Origin of the sequence: Lentzea sp. NBRC 102530 (assembly GCF_030269365.1) — a bacterium.
Taxonomy (GTDB): Bacteria; Actinomycetota; Actinomycetes; order Mycobacteriales; family Pseudonocardiaceae; genus Lentzea.
The window spans coordinates 453,983-468,726 of record NZ_BSTF01000004.1 but is presented as its reverse complement, the minus strand read 5'-3'; the positions used below and the strand labels follow the sequence as shown (position 1 = coordinate 468,726).

The 14,744-nt window shown below is 70.5% G+C and carries 8 protein-coding genes; 1 reads left to right on the top strand and 7 read right to left on the bottom strand.

From position 1 onward, the window contains the following. Positions 1 to 11 precede the first annotated feature (11 nt). From QSK25_RS13680 to QSK25_RS13670, 3 genes are all read right to left on the bottom strand, one after another. Positions 12 to 1,124, bottom strand: coding sequence for a low temperature requirement protein A (locus QSK25_RS13680; RefSeq protein ID WP_285638570.1), 1,113 nt, complete (start codon positions 1,122 to 1,124; stop codon positions 12 to 14). Positions 1,125 to 1,199: 75 nt separating this feature from the next. Next, positions 1,200 to 1,826, bottom strand: coding sequence for a DUF8010 domain-containing protein (locus tag QSK25_RS13675; RefSeq protein ID WP_285638705.1), 627 nt, complete (start codon positions 1,824 to 1,826; stop codon positions 1,200 to 1,202). Continuing rightward, the gene (locus QSK25_RS13670; RefSeq protein ID WP_285638569.1) at positions 1,819 to 2,250 is read right to left on the bottom strand and encodes an acyl-CoA thioesterase; all 432 of its coding nucleotides are present in this window, start codon (positions 2,248 to 2,250) and stop codon (positions 1,819 to 1,821) included. Before QSK25_RS13670 ends, QSK25_RS13675 begins: the two co-directional genes overlap by 8 nt. 85 nt (positions 2,251 to 2,335) lie before the next feature. Between QSK25_RS13670 and QSK25_RS13665 the strand changes: the two genes are divergently transcribed. After that, positions 2,336 to 2,833: a DUF2975 domain-containing protein gene (locus tag QSK25_RS13665; protein ID WP_285638568.1), complete on the top strand. Its 498-nt coding sequence runs from the start codon at positions 2,336 to 2,338 to the stop codon at positions 2,831 to 2,833. Positions 2,834 to 2,940: 107 nt separating this feature from the next. On the opposite strand, the gene QSK25_RS13660 is transcribed toward QSK25_RS13665, so the two are convergent. The 4 genes from QSK25_RS13660 to QSK25_RS13645 form a co-directional block, all read right to left on the bottom strand. Then, positions 2,941 to 7,884, bottom strand: coding sequence for an NAD-glutamate dehydrogenase (locus QSK25_RS13660; protein WP_285638567.1), 4,944 nt, complete (start codon positions 7,882 to 7,884; stop codon positions 2,941 to 2,943). Between the two features lie 391 nt (positions 7,885 to 8,275). Continuing rightward, the gene (locus QSK25_RS13655; RefSeq protein WP_285638566.1) at positions 8,276 to 12,355 is read right to left on the bottom strand and encodes a histone H1-like repetitive region-containing protein; all 4,080 of its coding nucleotides are present in this window, start codon (positions 12,353 to 12,355) and stop codon (positions 8,276 to 8,278) included. Between the two features lie 18 nt (positions 12,356 to 12,373). Then, positions 12,374 to 14,050: an energy-dependent translational throttle protein EttA gene (gene ettA, locus QSK25_RS13650; protein ID WP_285638564.1), complete on the bottom strand. Its 1,677-nt coding sequence runs from the start codon at positions 14,048 to 14,050 to the stop codon at positions 12,374 to 12,376. 262 nt (positions 14,051 to 14,312) lie between these two features. Next, positions 14,313 to 14,708 (bottom strand): single-stranded DNA-binding protein, encoded by a 396-nt coding sequence (locus tag QSK25_RS13645; RefSeq protein WP_285638562.1) that lies wholly within the window; start codon positions 14,706 to 14,708, stop codon positions 14,313 to 14,315. Positions 14,709 to 14,744 lie beyond the last annotated feature (36 nt).

The following is a 14,744-nucleotide window of genomic DNA, read 5'->3' as shown; positions in this document are numbered from 1 at the left end:
GGGGGCTGCGCTCAAGCCCCCAGCTTCTCCTCCACGGCCAGCAGCGCGCCGAACACGACCACCAGCGCGGCCACCTGGGCGATCGCGAGCCACAAGCCCACCGGGATGGTCGCGAGGGCCAGCACGGCCGCGATCACGCGCCAGCGGTTCGTCCCGATGCCCATGCGGTGCCGGAAGAACACCTGCCCGGCCAGGAAGATCGCCGCTCCCCCGCCCAGCGCCAGCGCACCGCTGAGGTAGAGGTGCTCGGTGGCGTGGCCGATGGTCTTCTTGATGCCCACGCACACGACGACGAAGCCCAGCAGGATCGGCGCGTGCGCCCAGCCGAACGCCGAGAGCGCCGCCCGTGACCGTTCCGCCTGGGACATGTGCGTGAGGGCGTGCTCGGCGCGCACGTCCTGGTCACGGCCGAAGTGGCACCACCAGAGCTGGTAGGCGAGCGCGAGTCCGAGCAGGGCCGCCACGACGAGCTGGACGCCCAGCGGCAGGCCCGCCGCCCCGATGCCGATGGCGATGATCGACTCGCCGATCGCGATGATCACCACGAGCCCGTGCCGTTCCACGAAGTGCACGGGCCTGATCCGGAACTCGCCGTGCCGCCGGTTCACGTACGGCGAGACGACCATGAGCACCACCGCCGCCGTCCACGCCGAGGCCCGCCCGACCGGGGGCAGGAACCCGCCGACCAGCACCAGACAGGCGGAGCCGAGGTTGAACGGCGCGAGCCGGGCCATCGCCGTCGCGGAACCGGGCCCGCCCGAGGCCAGGAACAGCCCGGAGTGCACCAGGTTCACGATCAGGTAGCCGATGCCGAACGCGGCCCCGGCGGCGCCGAACGCGTTCGGGATCGCCAGGGCGATGACCAGGAACCCGCCCATGCCGACCATCAGCAGCAGGCGGCGCGGTGTCGTGTTCGGTGGCACGGAGTTCGTGAGCCAGACGTACCCGAAGTACATCCACAGGATCACGAACAGCATGATCACGACCTGCCCGAAGCCCAGCGGCGACGTGTCGTCGGCGAGCTTGCGGGTCAGCTGCGTGATGGTGAAGACGAAAACCAGGTCGAAGAAGAGCTCCAGGGTGGAGACCCGGTACTCCTCCTGCTGCTGCGGTTCGGCTGACACGCGCGACATGGTGTCACGCGCATCAGCTTGGGACGCAGTGAATTCCGGACCCGGAAACCTGGAGCTAACTCCAGGTCAGACGAGCAGCGGCAGCATCGAGTGCCGACGCCGGACAACTGCCCCGAACCGGGCGTCGATGCGCACCCACGAGTCGGTCGCGGTCACCCGGACGTCACCGTCCTCGCCGAGGAAACCCATGCCGGACAACGCGAACAGCACGCGCAGCGGGATCTTCACGTCGAGGCCGGAGCCGCTGACGGTCAGCACAGTCTGGTCCAGCAACGAGGCGGGCGGCGTGCCCTGCGGCCCGGTGTTCTCCCGCGCCACCTCGACGCCGTCGTCGGCGATCTTCGCGACGACCTCGACGGGCAGCCGGTCGACCACGAGCCAGCCCTCGACGGGCGGCAGCGCCGAGCGCCACATCAGGTCCTTGGCGGGGCCGGGGTCGATGCGTTCGTCGCGCATGACCGCGAGGCCGGTCAGCAACTCCGATCCGGACACCGTGACGTCCGCCGGATTCGCCTGTCCCGCAACGGTTCGCGTCGCGAGCGCGTCGAACGGCGTGGCCACCCACGCGTCGAGCTGCTCGTCGTTGCGGTTGCGCAGCCGGACGACGGACTGACCGTCGAGCCGCACCGCCCGCGCGGCGAACGCGCCGAGGTCGTCTCTCTCGGCCGCGTCGGCCAACACCAGCTCAGGCACCATTTCCCCCTGCCCGCCACCCGGCGAGAAAGTCGCGCTCGGCCTCGGTCAGCCGGCGCGGACGCGCTGTCGTCACGTTGTAGGGCGCCATGAGCGTTTCCGCCCTGACCACCACGGGGCTGTTCACGTCACGGCTGCCGCGCACCACGTAGTCGAGCGTGAGCGACGCGGACTTGAGCTCCCGCACCGACATCTCGACCATGACGTCCTCACCGGTGAACACGATCGGCGCGAGGTACTCGACCACGAGCTTCGCCACGACCATGCCCTCGGCCAGTTCCTTCACGCCGTGCCGGGCGGCCTCGGTGAACAGCAGCTCGATGCGGGCCTCTTCGAGCAACGTCACCGTGTTCGCGTGGTTGACGTGGCCGAACGCATCCATGTCCGACCATCGCGGCCGCACACCAGTGACGAAGACACCCATGCAGGGACCCTACCGCCCGCGAACCTTCACAGGACCTCCACACCAGGCGATTGAAAATCGATAGGCAGCTCTCGATACTCGATTCATGTCTCGCGCAGTCGTGTACTTCCTGCAGGCCCTGCTCGCCTTCGCGTTCCTCGCCGGGCTGTTCGCCCAGGTCGCGGTGATCCCGGCGACCGCGGCGAACGAGGTCGAGAACTTCCCACCGTACGCATCGGTGAGGGTGCCGCTCGTGGTGCTGGCGATCGTCTTCGTGGCGTGCCTGCAGCTCCTCGCGGTGGCGCTGGGCGGGATGCTGCACCGGGCCGGCCGGGGCACCGTGTTCGAGTCCGGTGCGCTCACGTGGACCAACGTCGCGATCGGCGCCATCGCCGCGGGCGCGCTGGTGCTCGCCTGGTTGTTCGTCTACGTCACGTTCACCGACATCCCCTCCCCCGTCGACGGCATGGAGGTCCTGGGGCTGTGGATGGGGTCCGGGGCCGGCACGGTCGCCGCGGCCGGGGTCGCGCTCCTCGTCGTGGTCGGACGGCAGTGGCTGGGCCGGGCGATCGCCCAGCGCGCGGAACTCGAACAGGTCGTCTGACGTTCTAGGAACGAGCTGTCGTGCCGCGGAGGGGATTCCTCGGCACGACAGAAAACCGGGGCGCCGCGGAGGGGATTCCGCGGCGCCCCGGTTCTTTTCGCTCTGTCCTACCTGACCATGCTCCGCACCTGGCGTGCGGCCACGGACAGGGTCGCCAGGTCCAGCTGGTGCACCCGGTTGATCTCCTCCAGCGCACCGCGGGACCGGGCCAGGCGGGAAGCGTTGGCCTGCTCCCACTTCTCGATCTTCTCGGTCGCCGTGTCGTCCTCGTCGCTCGCCCGCAGGACGTCGACGGCGATGGCCCGCAGCGACGAGTAGAAGTCGTCCCGCAGCGCCAGGCGGGCCAGCGCGTGCCAGCGGTTGCCGCGCTCCAGGCTCGTCACCGAGTCCAGCATGTGGTCGATGTCGAGGTGGTCGGACAGCTGGAAGTACAGCTCGGCCGTCTCCCGGTGCGACCGCTCCGGACCCGCGCCGCCGGTCGGACCGAACTCGCGCTCGGCCAGTTCGGCGATCTCGGTGACGTCCAGCAGGCCGTACATGTAGAGCAGCGCCGCCACCTTGCGCGCGAGCTCGGCCGGGACGCCCTGCTCGACGTAGCGGTCGGCCTTGGCCGCCACCACGTCGAGTTCCTTGCCCTTCAACAGGTCGAAGGCGAACGGGCTGAGCTCCTCGACCACGCTGCGGAAGCGGTTGATCGTCGAACCCACGGCGATCGGCTGTGGCCGGTTGGACAGCAGCCAGCGCGACGCGCGGTCGAGCAGGCGGCGGGTCTCCAGCACCATGCTGTCCTGGACGTCGGTCGCCACCACGTTGTCCAGCGCCTCGATCTCGCGCCAGATCGACGGGAGGTCGAACACCTGGGTGACGACGGCGTACGCGCGCACCGCGTCCGTCGCCGACGCGCTCATCTCCTCGGCCAGGCGGAAGGCGAACGAGATGCCGCCGCCGTCCACGACCTCGTTGACGACGACCGTGGTGATGATCTGGCGCGCCAGCGGGTGGTTCGGGATCTCGTTGCCGAAGCGCTCGCGCAGCAGGCTCGGGAAGTAGTCCGGGAGCTTGCGGGCGAACGTGTCGATCGTCGGGATGTCGCTCGCGAGCAGCTCTTCCTTGAGCGTGAGCTTGGTGAACGCGAGCAGCGTGGCGAGCTCGGGCGAGGTGAGGCCCTCGCCCTTCTTCTCCAGCGCCTTGAACTCGGCCGGGCTCGGCAGGGCCTCCAGCTTGCGGTTGAGCGCGCCGCGCGCCTCCAGGTCGGCCGTGAGGCGCGCGTGCACCGACAGCATCGGGGCGGCGTGCGCCCGGCTGACGCCGAGGACGTTGTTCTGCGAGTAGTTGTCCGCCAGCACGAGGTCGCTGACCTCGTCGGTCATCTCCGCGAGGACCTCGTTGCGCTGCACCTGGTCGAGCGATCCCTCCCGGACCAGGTGGTCCAGCAGGATCTTGATGTTGACCTCGTGGTCGGAGCAGTCGACGCCCGCCGAGTTGTCGAGGGCGTCGGTGTTGACCTTGCCGCCCTTGCGCGCGAACTCGATGCGGCCGCGCTGGGTGAGCCCCAGGTTGCCGCCCTCGCCGATGACCTTGACGCGCAGCTCGGCGCCGTCGACGCGGATCGAGTCGTTCGCCTTGTCGCCCACGTCGGCGTGCGACTCGGTCGACGCCTTCACGTACGTGCCGATGCCGCCGTTCCAGAGCAGGTCGACCGGCGAGAGCAGGATCGCCTTCTTGAGCTCCGGCGGGGACAGCTTCGTGACGCCCTCGGGCAGGCCCAGCGCGACGCGGGCCTGCTCGGAGATCGGGATCGACTTGGCCGTGAGCGGGAAGATGCCGCCGCCCTCGCTGATCAGCGAGCGGTCGTAGTCGTCCCACGACGAGCGCGGCACGGTGAACAGCCGCACGCGCTCGGCGAACGACGTGTCCGCGACCGGGTTCGGGTCGATGAAGATGTGCCGGTGGTCGAACGCGGCGACGAGCCGGATGTGCTTGGACAGCATCATGCCGTTGCCGAACACGTCACCGGACATGTCGCCGATGCCGACGACGGTGAACTCCTCGGTCTGCGTGTCCACGCCGAGCTCGCGGAACGAGCGCTTCACGCTCTCCCACGCGCCCTTGGCCGTGATGCCCATGGCCTTGTGGTCGTAGCCGATCGAGCCACCGGACGCGAACGCGTCGCCCAGCCAGAAGCCGTAGCTCTGGCTCACGCCGTTCGCGATGTCGGAGAACGTCGCGGTGCCCTTGTCGGCGGCCACGACCAGGTACGTGTCGTCGGCGTCGTAGCGCACGACCTGCGGCGCGGGCACGACCTCGTTGTTGATCAGGTTGTCGGTGAGGTCGAGCAGGCCCGAGATGAACATCTTGTAGCAGGCGATGCCCTCGGACATGAAGTTCTCGCGGTCGATGCCGGGGTCGCCGGTGGGGGCGATCGGCTTCTTGACGACGAACCCGCCCTTCGCGCCGACCGGCACGATCACGGCGTTCTTCACGGCCTGCGCCTTGACCAGGCCGAGCACCTCCGTGCGGAAGTCCTCGCGGCGGTCGGACCAGCGCAGACCACCGCGCGCGACGGAGCCGAAGCGCAGGTGCACGCCCTCGACCCGCGGCGAGTACACGAAGATCTCGAACTTCGGCCGAGGCTGCGGCAGGTCCGGGATCGCCTGCGGGTCGAGCTTGACCGACAGGTACGGCCGGGCGTTGCCCTCCGCGTCGCGGAAGAAGTAGTTCGTCCGCAGCGTGGCGTTGATGAGGCTGAGCAGGCTGCGCAGGATGCGGTCCGCGTCGAGGCTCGTCACGTCGTCGATCAGCTTGCCGGTCTCGGTGACCATCACCTCGGTGTGCGCGGCACGCGTCGTGTCGTCGAGCGCCGGGTTGAACCGGGCCTCGAACAACGCGACCAGCGCGATCGCCACGGAGGTGTGGCTGAGCACCGCGTCCTCGATGTAGTCCTGCGAGTACGGCGTGCCCGCCTGGCGCAGGTACTTCGCGTACGCGCGCAGCATCGCGGCCTGCTGCCAGGTCAGCCCGGCCTGCAGCACCAGCGAGTTGAACCTGTCGACCTCGGCCTCACCGCGCCAGACGGCGGCGAACGCGTCCTGGAACCGGACCCGGACGTTGTCCAGGTCCGCCTCGGACAGCTGGGCCAGCGCGGCCTTGTCGATGCGCAGGCCGAAGTCGTAGATCCAGCACTGCACGCCGTCTTCGCGGGCGATCTCGTACGGCCGCTCGTCGACCACGATGACGCCCATGCGCTGCAACATCGGCAGCACATCGGACAGCGTGATGCCGTCGCCGGTCACGAAGAGCTTGAAGCGCCGCTCGCCCGGTTCGGCGTCCTCCGGCACGTAGAAGACCATGTCGAGGCCACCCTCGACGAGCGCCTCGATGCGCCGGTAGTCCTCCAGACCCGTGCTGGCCGGGAAGTCCTCCTTGTAGGCCTCCGGGAAGACCGTGGAGAACCGCTGGCCCTGCTCGGTGGCCGACTCGGCACCGAGGTCGCCCTCGTCGCCGACGACGGCCTCGATCATGCGGTCGTCCCAGCTGCGAACGGCCTCGGCCAGCTTGGCCTGGATCGCCGCGACGTCCGGCTCCAGCGTGCGCGCCGGGTCCGTGTGCACCATGAAGTGCACGCGGGCCAGCGCCGACTCGCCGATGCGCGCGCTGTACTCGAGGTTCAGGCCGCCGAGCTCGGCGAGCAGCACCTCCTGCATCGCGAGGCGGCTGGTCGTCGTGTAGCGGTCGCGCGGCAGGTAGACCAGGCAGCTGAAGAACCGGCCGAACGGGTCGCGGCGCAGGAACAACCGCAGCCGGCGGCGTTCCGCGAGCGCGATGACGCCCGTGGTCGTCTGGTAGAGCGTCTCCGCGTCGACCGAGAACAACTCGGTGCGCGGGTAGTTCTGGATCACCTCGAGCATCCGCTGGCCCGAGTAGGACTGCAGCGGGAAGCCGGCACGGTGGATGACCTCGCGCACGCGGCGTTCGACGACGGGGATGTCGAGGACGTTCTCGTGCAGCGCCGTGGTGCTGAAGATGCCCAGGAAGCGGTGCTCGCCGGTGACGTTGCCCTCGCCGTCGAACGTCTTCACGCCGACGTAGTAGGGGTAGACGCTGCGGTGCACGCTGCTCTGCGCGCTCGCCTGGGTGAGCACCAGCAGTTCGGGGCTCAGGGCCTGCTCGCCCTTGTCCGGGCCGGCGGTGAGGCTGCGCGCGGCGAGGCTGTCCTGCCGCAGCACGCCGAGCCCGCTCGCGAGCACGGCCCGCAGCGCCGGTTCGCCGTCCTCCTGCACCAGCTCGTACTGCCGGTAGCCCATGAACGTGAAGTGCCCGTCCGCGAGCCACCTGAGCAGGTTCGCGCCGTCCGTGGTGCCCGTGGACGAGTCCTTGCCCAGCTCCTCGGCCAGCTGCAGGGCCGTCGTCACCATGCGATCGGTGTCCTCGACCACCTCGCGGACGTCGGTCAGCACCGTCAGCAGCCGGGTCTCGAGCTCGCGGGCACGGTCGGGGTCGGTGATGAGGTCGACCTCGATGTTCATCCACGACTCGGCCAGCGCGTCCGCGGGCGGATCAGCCGGGTCGGCGGTCGGCAGCACCTCGGTGCGCTCACCGGTGACCGGGTCCCGCCGCACGACGACGATCGGGTGCACGACGCGCTGCACCTGCACACCACCCCGCGTCAGCTCGGACGCGACCGAGTCGACGAGGTAGGGCATGTCGTCGGTGACGACCTGGACCACGGTGACGGGACACTGCCACCCGTCGGTCCCGCGCGTCGGGTTGAGAATGCGCACCGCGGCGCGTCCGGGAACGCGGCTCTCGGCGAGCTGGTAGTTCGACCGCACCGCACCGACCAGGTCCACCGGGTCGTCGTCGTTGACTTCCTCGGCGGGCACGTGGCGGTAGAACAAACGGATCAGGTCTGCGAGTTCGGGGGCATTGGCGGCGGCCCGTTCGATCAATTCGTCACGGACCTGCTCAGGACTGGCCGTTGGACTTCCATCACCCGCGGCGGGGGCCGCGGAGACGTCGTCGGTTCGGGTCGGGGCTCCAGTCGAGGTCATCTTCAGGCGACTCCACGCTATCCGGCACCTCTGTGTGCCGGGTCCGGCCCCACCATAGATGGAGTGGCGGCCGTCACCGGCAACGGGAGGGGCACTGACGGACCACTGAATCGTGGGCTGAATCGAGTCACATCATCAGTGGCGACAAGGCATTCCACAGCGGTGGGCGACCGCGGAACCCGGCATCCCCCGCCGGCCTCCGCGCCCTTCCCCGCACAGCATTCATCCGATCATGGGGCCAGCGAGGTCGTGACCACCGCCGAACCGCCACCCCGACCACTCCTCGCCGTCCCGCGAACACCGCACCTCCACCGACCAGGTGCCCACGCGAGGCCCGTCTCGAACCACCCGGCCGGGTTTGGGCAAGGCTTGAGGTGTGGCGCTGACCACCTCACCTGGCCGGCAGCGTCCACCCCGGCGGCCCATCCGGTCGGACCCGACGAATCGGACCCGTGGTCTCACTGTCCGTCGGCACCCCGACGGGCACGATGGGCCCCGTCTTCTCCTGCTCCGACTCCACCGGACCCGCGGCTTGCTGCTGCTGCTCGTCGAACGCGGCTCTAGCCCGGAACAACCCGTCCGAACCGGACGCCACGCCCAGCGCGTCCGCCGTCTTCACCGGTTCGGTGGCGGGTTCGGTGGCGGGTTCGGTGGCGGGTTCGGTGGCGGGCGCCGGTTCGACAGCGGCCCAGTTCGGCGCGGCCAGGTCCGCGACCTCGAGCTGCTCCTCGTCGGAACGCCGCCCCGTCTCGTACGCCACCAACGCCTCGGCCAGCAGGTCGGCGAGGCTCATCTCGCTGGGCCGGCGCCGACTGCTGGGCCGCCCGCCGTTGTCGGCGTCCCCGGCCTCGACCGCACTGGCCGCGCCGGACCCCTCACCCGCGGGAGCTGAGCCCTCGGTGGCGAAGAAGTCGTACGACGGGTCCGCGCCGGGCTCGCCGACCGGCCCGAAGCCGGTCTCGGTCGGGGCGTCGACGTCGACGCCGACCCCGGTGGGCTCGCCCTTCCTCTCCTCGATGCCGGCACCGGCCGAGGCCTGGTCGCCGGCGGAGGAGTGCTCGCCGACGAAGGTGTGCTCGTTGGCCGAGGTGTGCTCGCTGGCCGAGGTGTGCTGGTCCGATGCGGTGTGCTGGTCGGACGAGGTAGCCGTGTCAGGCCGGCTGTAGCCGGAGCTCGTGCCGGAGGCGGAGTCGAACCCCGCCTCCGCGCCGTAGCCGTAGCTGGTGGCAGAGCCGGACTCCTCGCTGCGGGCACCGCCGAAACCCGACTCCGCACCGAGACCGGCACCGAACCCCGGGCCCGTGCCTTCCCCCGCGCCGAAGCCCGCGTCCCTGCTCTCGCTGGCCCCCGGCCCCGACGGGCCGAGGCCCACGCCGGCCCCGTCACCCGCACCGAAGCCCGCGTCCGTGCCCTGCCCCGCGCCCTGACCCGCGCCGAAGCCCGACTCCGCGGCCTGGCTCGCGCCAAAGCCACCGTCCGTGCCCCTGGGCGTGCCGAAGGCCGGGTTCTCGGGGCTTTCGCTTGAGCCGTAGAGGGATTCGGCGTAGCCGAGTTGGCTGCCGAAGCCCGTCTGCGTGCCGAAGGTGGGCTGCGGCTGCTCGGGCTGCTGCGCCTGCACCGGAGCGGCCGGGGCCTGCGGGGTGTCGTCGTCCTCCACGTCCGCTGAGCTCAGGAACGTCGTCGACAGCAGGTCCGGTTCTTGCGGCGCCGGGATCTCGGGCGGGGCGGGGACCGTCGGCACCTCGTCCGGGAGCGGTGGGAGCGGCTTCTCGTCCGGGTTCGGGGTGTCGGCCGGCGGGGTGGGGACCGAGGCCGTCGCTGCCTTGGGGGTGCTGAAGTCGAGGCTGCTGAAGTCCAGGTCCGGGAGCTTGCGCTCGTCCGGGTCCTGGGAGGCCGCGGGGAAGCCCACTGCCGGGGTGTGCAGCGGGTAGGCGGGCTCGGCGTCCTGGTGCGGCCCGAAGTCCGGGGCCGCGGGCGGGCGGGAGAACGCCGCCGAGAGGGACGAGCGGGTCGCGGTGTCCGAAGTGTCGTGGTCGGTGAAGTAGCTCGGGCGGGGTGGGGCGCCCGCGTCGGCGAAGTAGTCCTTCTTCGGCTCGTCCTGGGACGAGGACGACGGCGGTTCCACCCGCCACGACGGGGTTTCCGCCTGCTGCTCCGCTTCCTGGGCCCGGCGACGGCGGCCGCCCGCGCGCAGGCCCTGGGCCTTGAGCATGTCGAGGACGCTTTCCGGCTGCGGTCTCGACTCGTCGTCGCGGGCGGCGGCCTTCTTCGCCACCGCTTCGCGCTCCACGGCCTGGCGGGCCACCTCCTGGTGCGCCGCTTCCTGGCGGGCCACGTCGCGGCGGACCGCTTCCTGACGCGCGGCCTCGCGGCGGGCCTCCTCCTTGCGGGCGTTCTCCTGGCGGATCGCTTCCTGCCTCGCCAGTTCCTGGCGCAGAGCGTCCTCGCGGGCGGCTTCCTGCCTCGCGGCCTCCTGGCGCGCCGCCTCTTTGCGCGCGGCTTCCTGGCGGACCGCTTCCTGGCGAGCGGCCTCTTCGCGGGCGGCCTCCTGGCGGGCCGCTTCCTGACGGGCGGCCTCTTCGCGGGCGGCTTCCTGACGCGCGGCCTCCTCGCGGGCGGCCTCCTGGCGAGCCAGCTCCTGCCGTGCGGCCTCCTCGCGTGCCGCCTGGTGGCGGGCTGCCTCCTCGCGGGCCGCTTCCAGGCGGGCGGCCTCCTGGCGCGCCGCGTCCTGCCTGGCCAGCTCCTGCCGCGCGGCTTCCTCGGCGGCCTGGGCTTCGCGTTCCGCCTGGGCCCGCTGCTCGGCGCGGGCCTGGCGTTCTTGCTCGATCTGGCGGCGGGCCTCGCGTTGCAGCTCCATCAGCTGCTGCTCGACCTTGCGCTTGCGCTCCTGCTCCACGGTCAGCGGGGGCTGTTGCCCCGACGGGGCAGGCGCTTCGGGATCGGCGGGCACCGCCGGGATCTCGGCGATGGTGGTCGGGCGGTCGTCGATCTCGCCCGCGGCCACTCGGGCGGCCCGTCGGCGGCCGCTCACCATGGCGCCCGCCGAGGCGATCAGGCCCGAGGCCGGGACGGTGCGGTCGGACGGAGAGGGGGAAGGGGAAGACGGCAGGGGGGCGGGTGGCTGTTCCACGGATTCCGGCATCTTGTCATCGGGTTCGCCGAACGGCTGGACCATGCGCCACCGGTCGGCGGCGTGCTGGCGGGCCGCGGACAAACCTTCCACGGTCATGTCCTCGGCAGCGCGCCGGACGCGCTTGTTCAGCCCATCGCCCTTGCGGACCTGGACCGGGCGCCACTGCCGGAGTTGTTGCTTCAGTGCGGCGGACAGCACGCCGTCGGTGACCACCTGCATGCCCTCGACCGGGCGGAGCAGGCTCGCCAGCTGCTGGTGCAGGTCGGCCGGCTGGCGGTGGACGCCGGAGAACTCCGCGGCGAGGCGGGCGCGCACCGCGTAGACGGCGCGGGCGCGGCGGCGTTCGGCGGCGTGGGCGGAACGCAGGTTCGTGAGCGCGTCGGCCAGTTCCCCGGACACCTCGTGCACGTGGGCCAGCGCGAGCAGGCTTTCCGCGAGCAGGGTGTCGAGCTGGTGGCGTTCGGCGCTCGCCGCGGCCTCCCGCAGCATTTCGCGGGCCAGCGCGACCCGGCCGGCGGGCAGGTGCACGCGGGTGGCGAGCGCGAGGCGCAGCCAGCCCGTGTCGGACGCCGACGGCGCGCGCACCGGACGCTCCAGCACCGGGGTGCCGACGTCGGTGGCGTCGAGCAGGCGGTTCGCGTCCATCAGCGAGAGCGCCAGTTCCAGCGTGAGCCGGGCGACGCCCTGACCGCTGTCCGCGGCCGGATCCGAGAACCTGCTCAGCAGGTCGAGGCCCTCCCGCGCGGCCCCGATGGCGGCGGCGAGATCGCCCCACCTGCGGTGCTGCGCGGCCTGCACCGCGCGGATCATCCCGCGCAGCAGCAGACGTGCGTCCTCGTCGAGCGTCGTGTCGGCGACGTAGAGCTGGTCGGCCTCGGCGAGGGCCAGCGTGGCCTCGTCGCCGCGGCCCACCGTCACCAGGCACTCGCTGGCCTGCACCAGCGCCGACGCCCGCAGTTCCGCGGGCACGTCCGGCGCTTCGAGCACCGGCGCGACCGCTGCGAACCCCGTCAGCGGGGCTCCGACGGACCGGGCGCACTCCGCGAGTTCGACCCGCAGCAACCACCCGGTCTCGTGCTCACCGGCCTTCTCGGCCGCCTTCAGGGCGTCGATCGCCCGGTCCGCGAAGCGGACGCCGCGGCCGACGCGGTTGCCCGCGAAGACCACCAGCGACTCCGCCCGCAGACGGTCGGCCTCGTCGCGGCGGGTCGAGGCGAGCGCGACCGCGCGCTCGCCCAGCACCAGAGCGAGCTCCGGTGCGCGCCAACGCAGCATCCAGGCGGGCACGACCAGCGTGCTCACCTCGACGTTCGCCTGCGTCTCGCCCCTCGCCGCCACGACGTCGCCGTTGCCCTCTCAGTCCCGTGTCAACTTGCGGTACGTGACACGGTGCGGACGAGCCGCGTCGGCACCCAGGCGCTCGAGCTTGTTCTTCTCGTAGCCCTCGAAGTTGCCCTCGAACCAGTACCACTTCGACGGGTCCTCGTCGGTGCCCTCCCACGCGAGGATGTGCGTGGCGACGCGGTCGAGGAACCACCGGTCGTGGGAGATGACCACGGCGCAGCCGGGGAACTGCTCGAGAGCGTTCTCCAGCGAACCGAGGGTCTCGACGTCCAGGTCGTTCGTCGGCTCGTCCAGCAGGATCAGGTTGCCGCCGAGCTTGAGCGTGAGCGCGAGGTTCAGGCGGTTGCGCTCACCACCGGACAGCACGCCCGCGGGCTTCTGCTGGTCCGGCCCCTTGAAGCCGAACGCGCTGACATAAGCGCGCGAGGGCATCTCGACGTTGCCGACGTGGATGTAGTCGAGCCCGCCGGACACGACCTCCCACACGTTCTTCTTCGGGTCGATGCCGCCGCGGTTCTGGTCGACGTAGGACAGCAGGACCGTCTCGCCGACCTTCACGTCGCCGTTGTCCGGCTTCTCGAGACCGACGATGGTCTTGAACAGCGTCGTCTTGCCGACGCCGTTCGGGCCGATGACGCCGACGATGCCGTTGCGCGGCAACGTGAACGACAGGTCGTCGATCAGGACCCGGTCGCCGAAGCCCTTCTTGAGCTTGTCGACCTCGACCACGACGTTGCCCAGACGCGGGCCCGGCGGGATCTGGATCTCCTCGAAGTCGAGCTTGCGGGTCTTCTCCGCCTCGGCCGCCATCTCCTCGTAGCGGTCGAGTCGCGCCTTGGACTTGGCCTGGCGGGCCTTGGCGCCGGAGCGCACCCACTCCAGCTCGTCCTTGAGGCGCTTCTGCAGCTTCTGGTCCTTCTTGCCCTGGACTGCCAGGCGCTCGGCCTTCTTCTCCAGGTACGTCGAGTAGTTGCCCTCGTACGGGTGGGTCCGGCCGCGGTCGATCTCGAGGATCCACTCGGCCAGGTTGTCCAGGAAGTACCGGTCGTGGGTCACGGCGAGCACGGCGCCGGTGTACTGCGCGAGGTGCTGCTCCAGCCACAGGACGCTCTCCGCGTCCAGGTGGTTGGTGGGCTCGTCGAGCAGCAGCAGGTCGGGCTTGCTCAGCAGCAGCTTGCACAGCGCTACGCGGCGGCGCTCACCACCGGAGAGCTTGGTGACGTCGGCGTCCGGAGGCGGGCAGCGCAGGGCGTCCATCGCCTGCTCCAGCTGGGAGTCGAGGTCCCACGCGTCGGCGTGGTCGAGCTCCTCCTGGAGCTTGCCCATCTCCTCCATCAGCTCGTCGGAGTAGTCGGTCGCCATCAGCTCGGCGATCTCGTTGAAGCGATCCAGCTTCACCTTGATCTCGCCCAGGCCCTCCTGGACGTTGCCGAGGACGGTCTTCTCCTCGTTGAGCGGCGGCTCCTGCTGCAGGATGCCCACGGTGTAGCCGGGCGACAGGTACGCCTCGCCGTTGTTGGGCTGGTCCAACCCCGCCATGATCTTGAGCACGCTCGACTTGCCGGCGCCGTTGGGACCGACCACACCGATCTTCGCGCCGGGGTAGAACATGATCGTGACGTCATCGAGGATGACCTTGTCACCGTGCGCCTTGCGCACCTTTTTCATGGTGTAGATGAACTCGGCCATGGCGGCGATCGTAGAGCGGTGCCCGGAGGCTCCTGACCTCGGTCGCCGACAAGCAGCCGCCCACCCCCGGAACCAGCGTCACGCGAGTCGGTGACCTGCTCGTTCCGTTCGAACGTGAACGGTTGTCGGCGATCGGTCCTCGGCGGCCCCGATCTACGAGCTTCCCTCCTTCTTCGTGGATCTCGGTGGGTACATCTTCTCCGGCGCGCGCTACCCGTTCGGGTGGCTTCCCGAAGTCCGGCACACGGTTGCCCCGAACGGATCAGAACGGAACCGGTTCCTCGGCAAGATCTTCGGCGGCCCGAGGCTCAACGAGCGGAGCGGCGCCCAGTGACTGCACGCGACTCAAATCCAACCCGACGTGCATGGCGTCGAGGTTGAACGCCTGCCGCTTCACGTCGTCCTTCTCGTACGTGCGGATCCGCAGCTTGCCCTGGACGATCACCGGATCGCCCTTGGACAGCGTGGTCTTCACGCTGTCGGCGAGCTTGCGCCAGCACGTGACGCCGAGCCACAGGACCTCGCCGTCCTCCCACTCCCCGAGCGCGGTGTTGTAGCGGCGCTCGGTCGAGTTGATGCGGAAGAACGCGTGCGATTTGCCGTCCTCGCCGTGTTTGTACGTGATGTCGCTGACGACAGTGCCAACGCAGGTGATCATCGTGGAATTCCAGGACATCGGGCTCGCCTCCAGGTC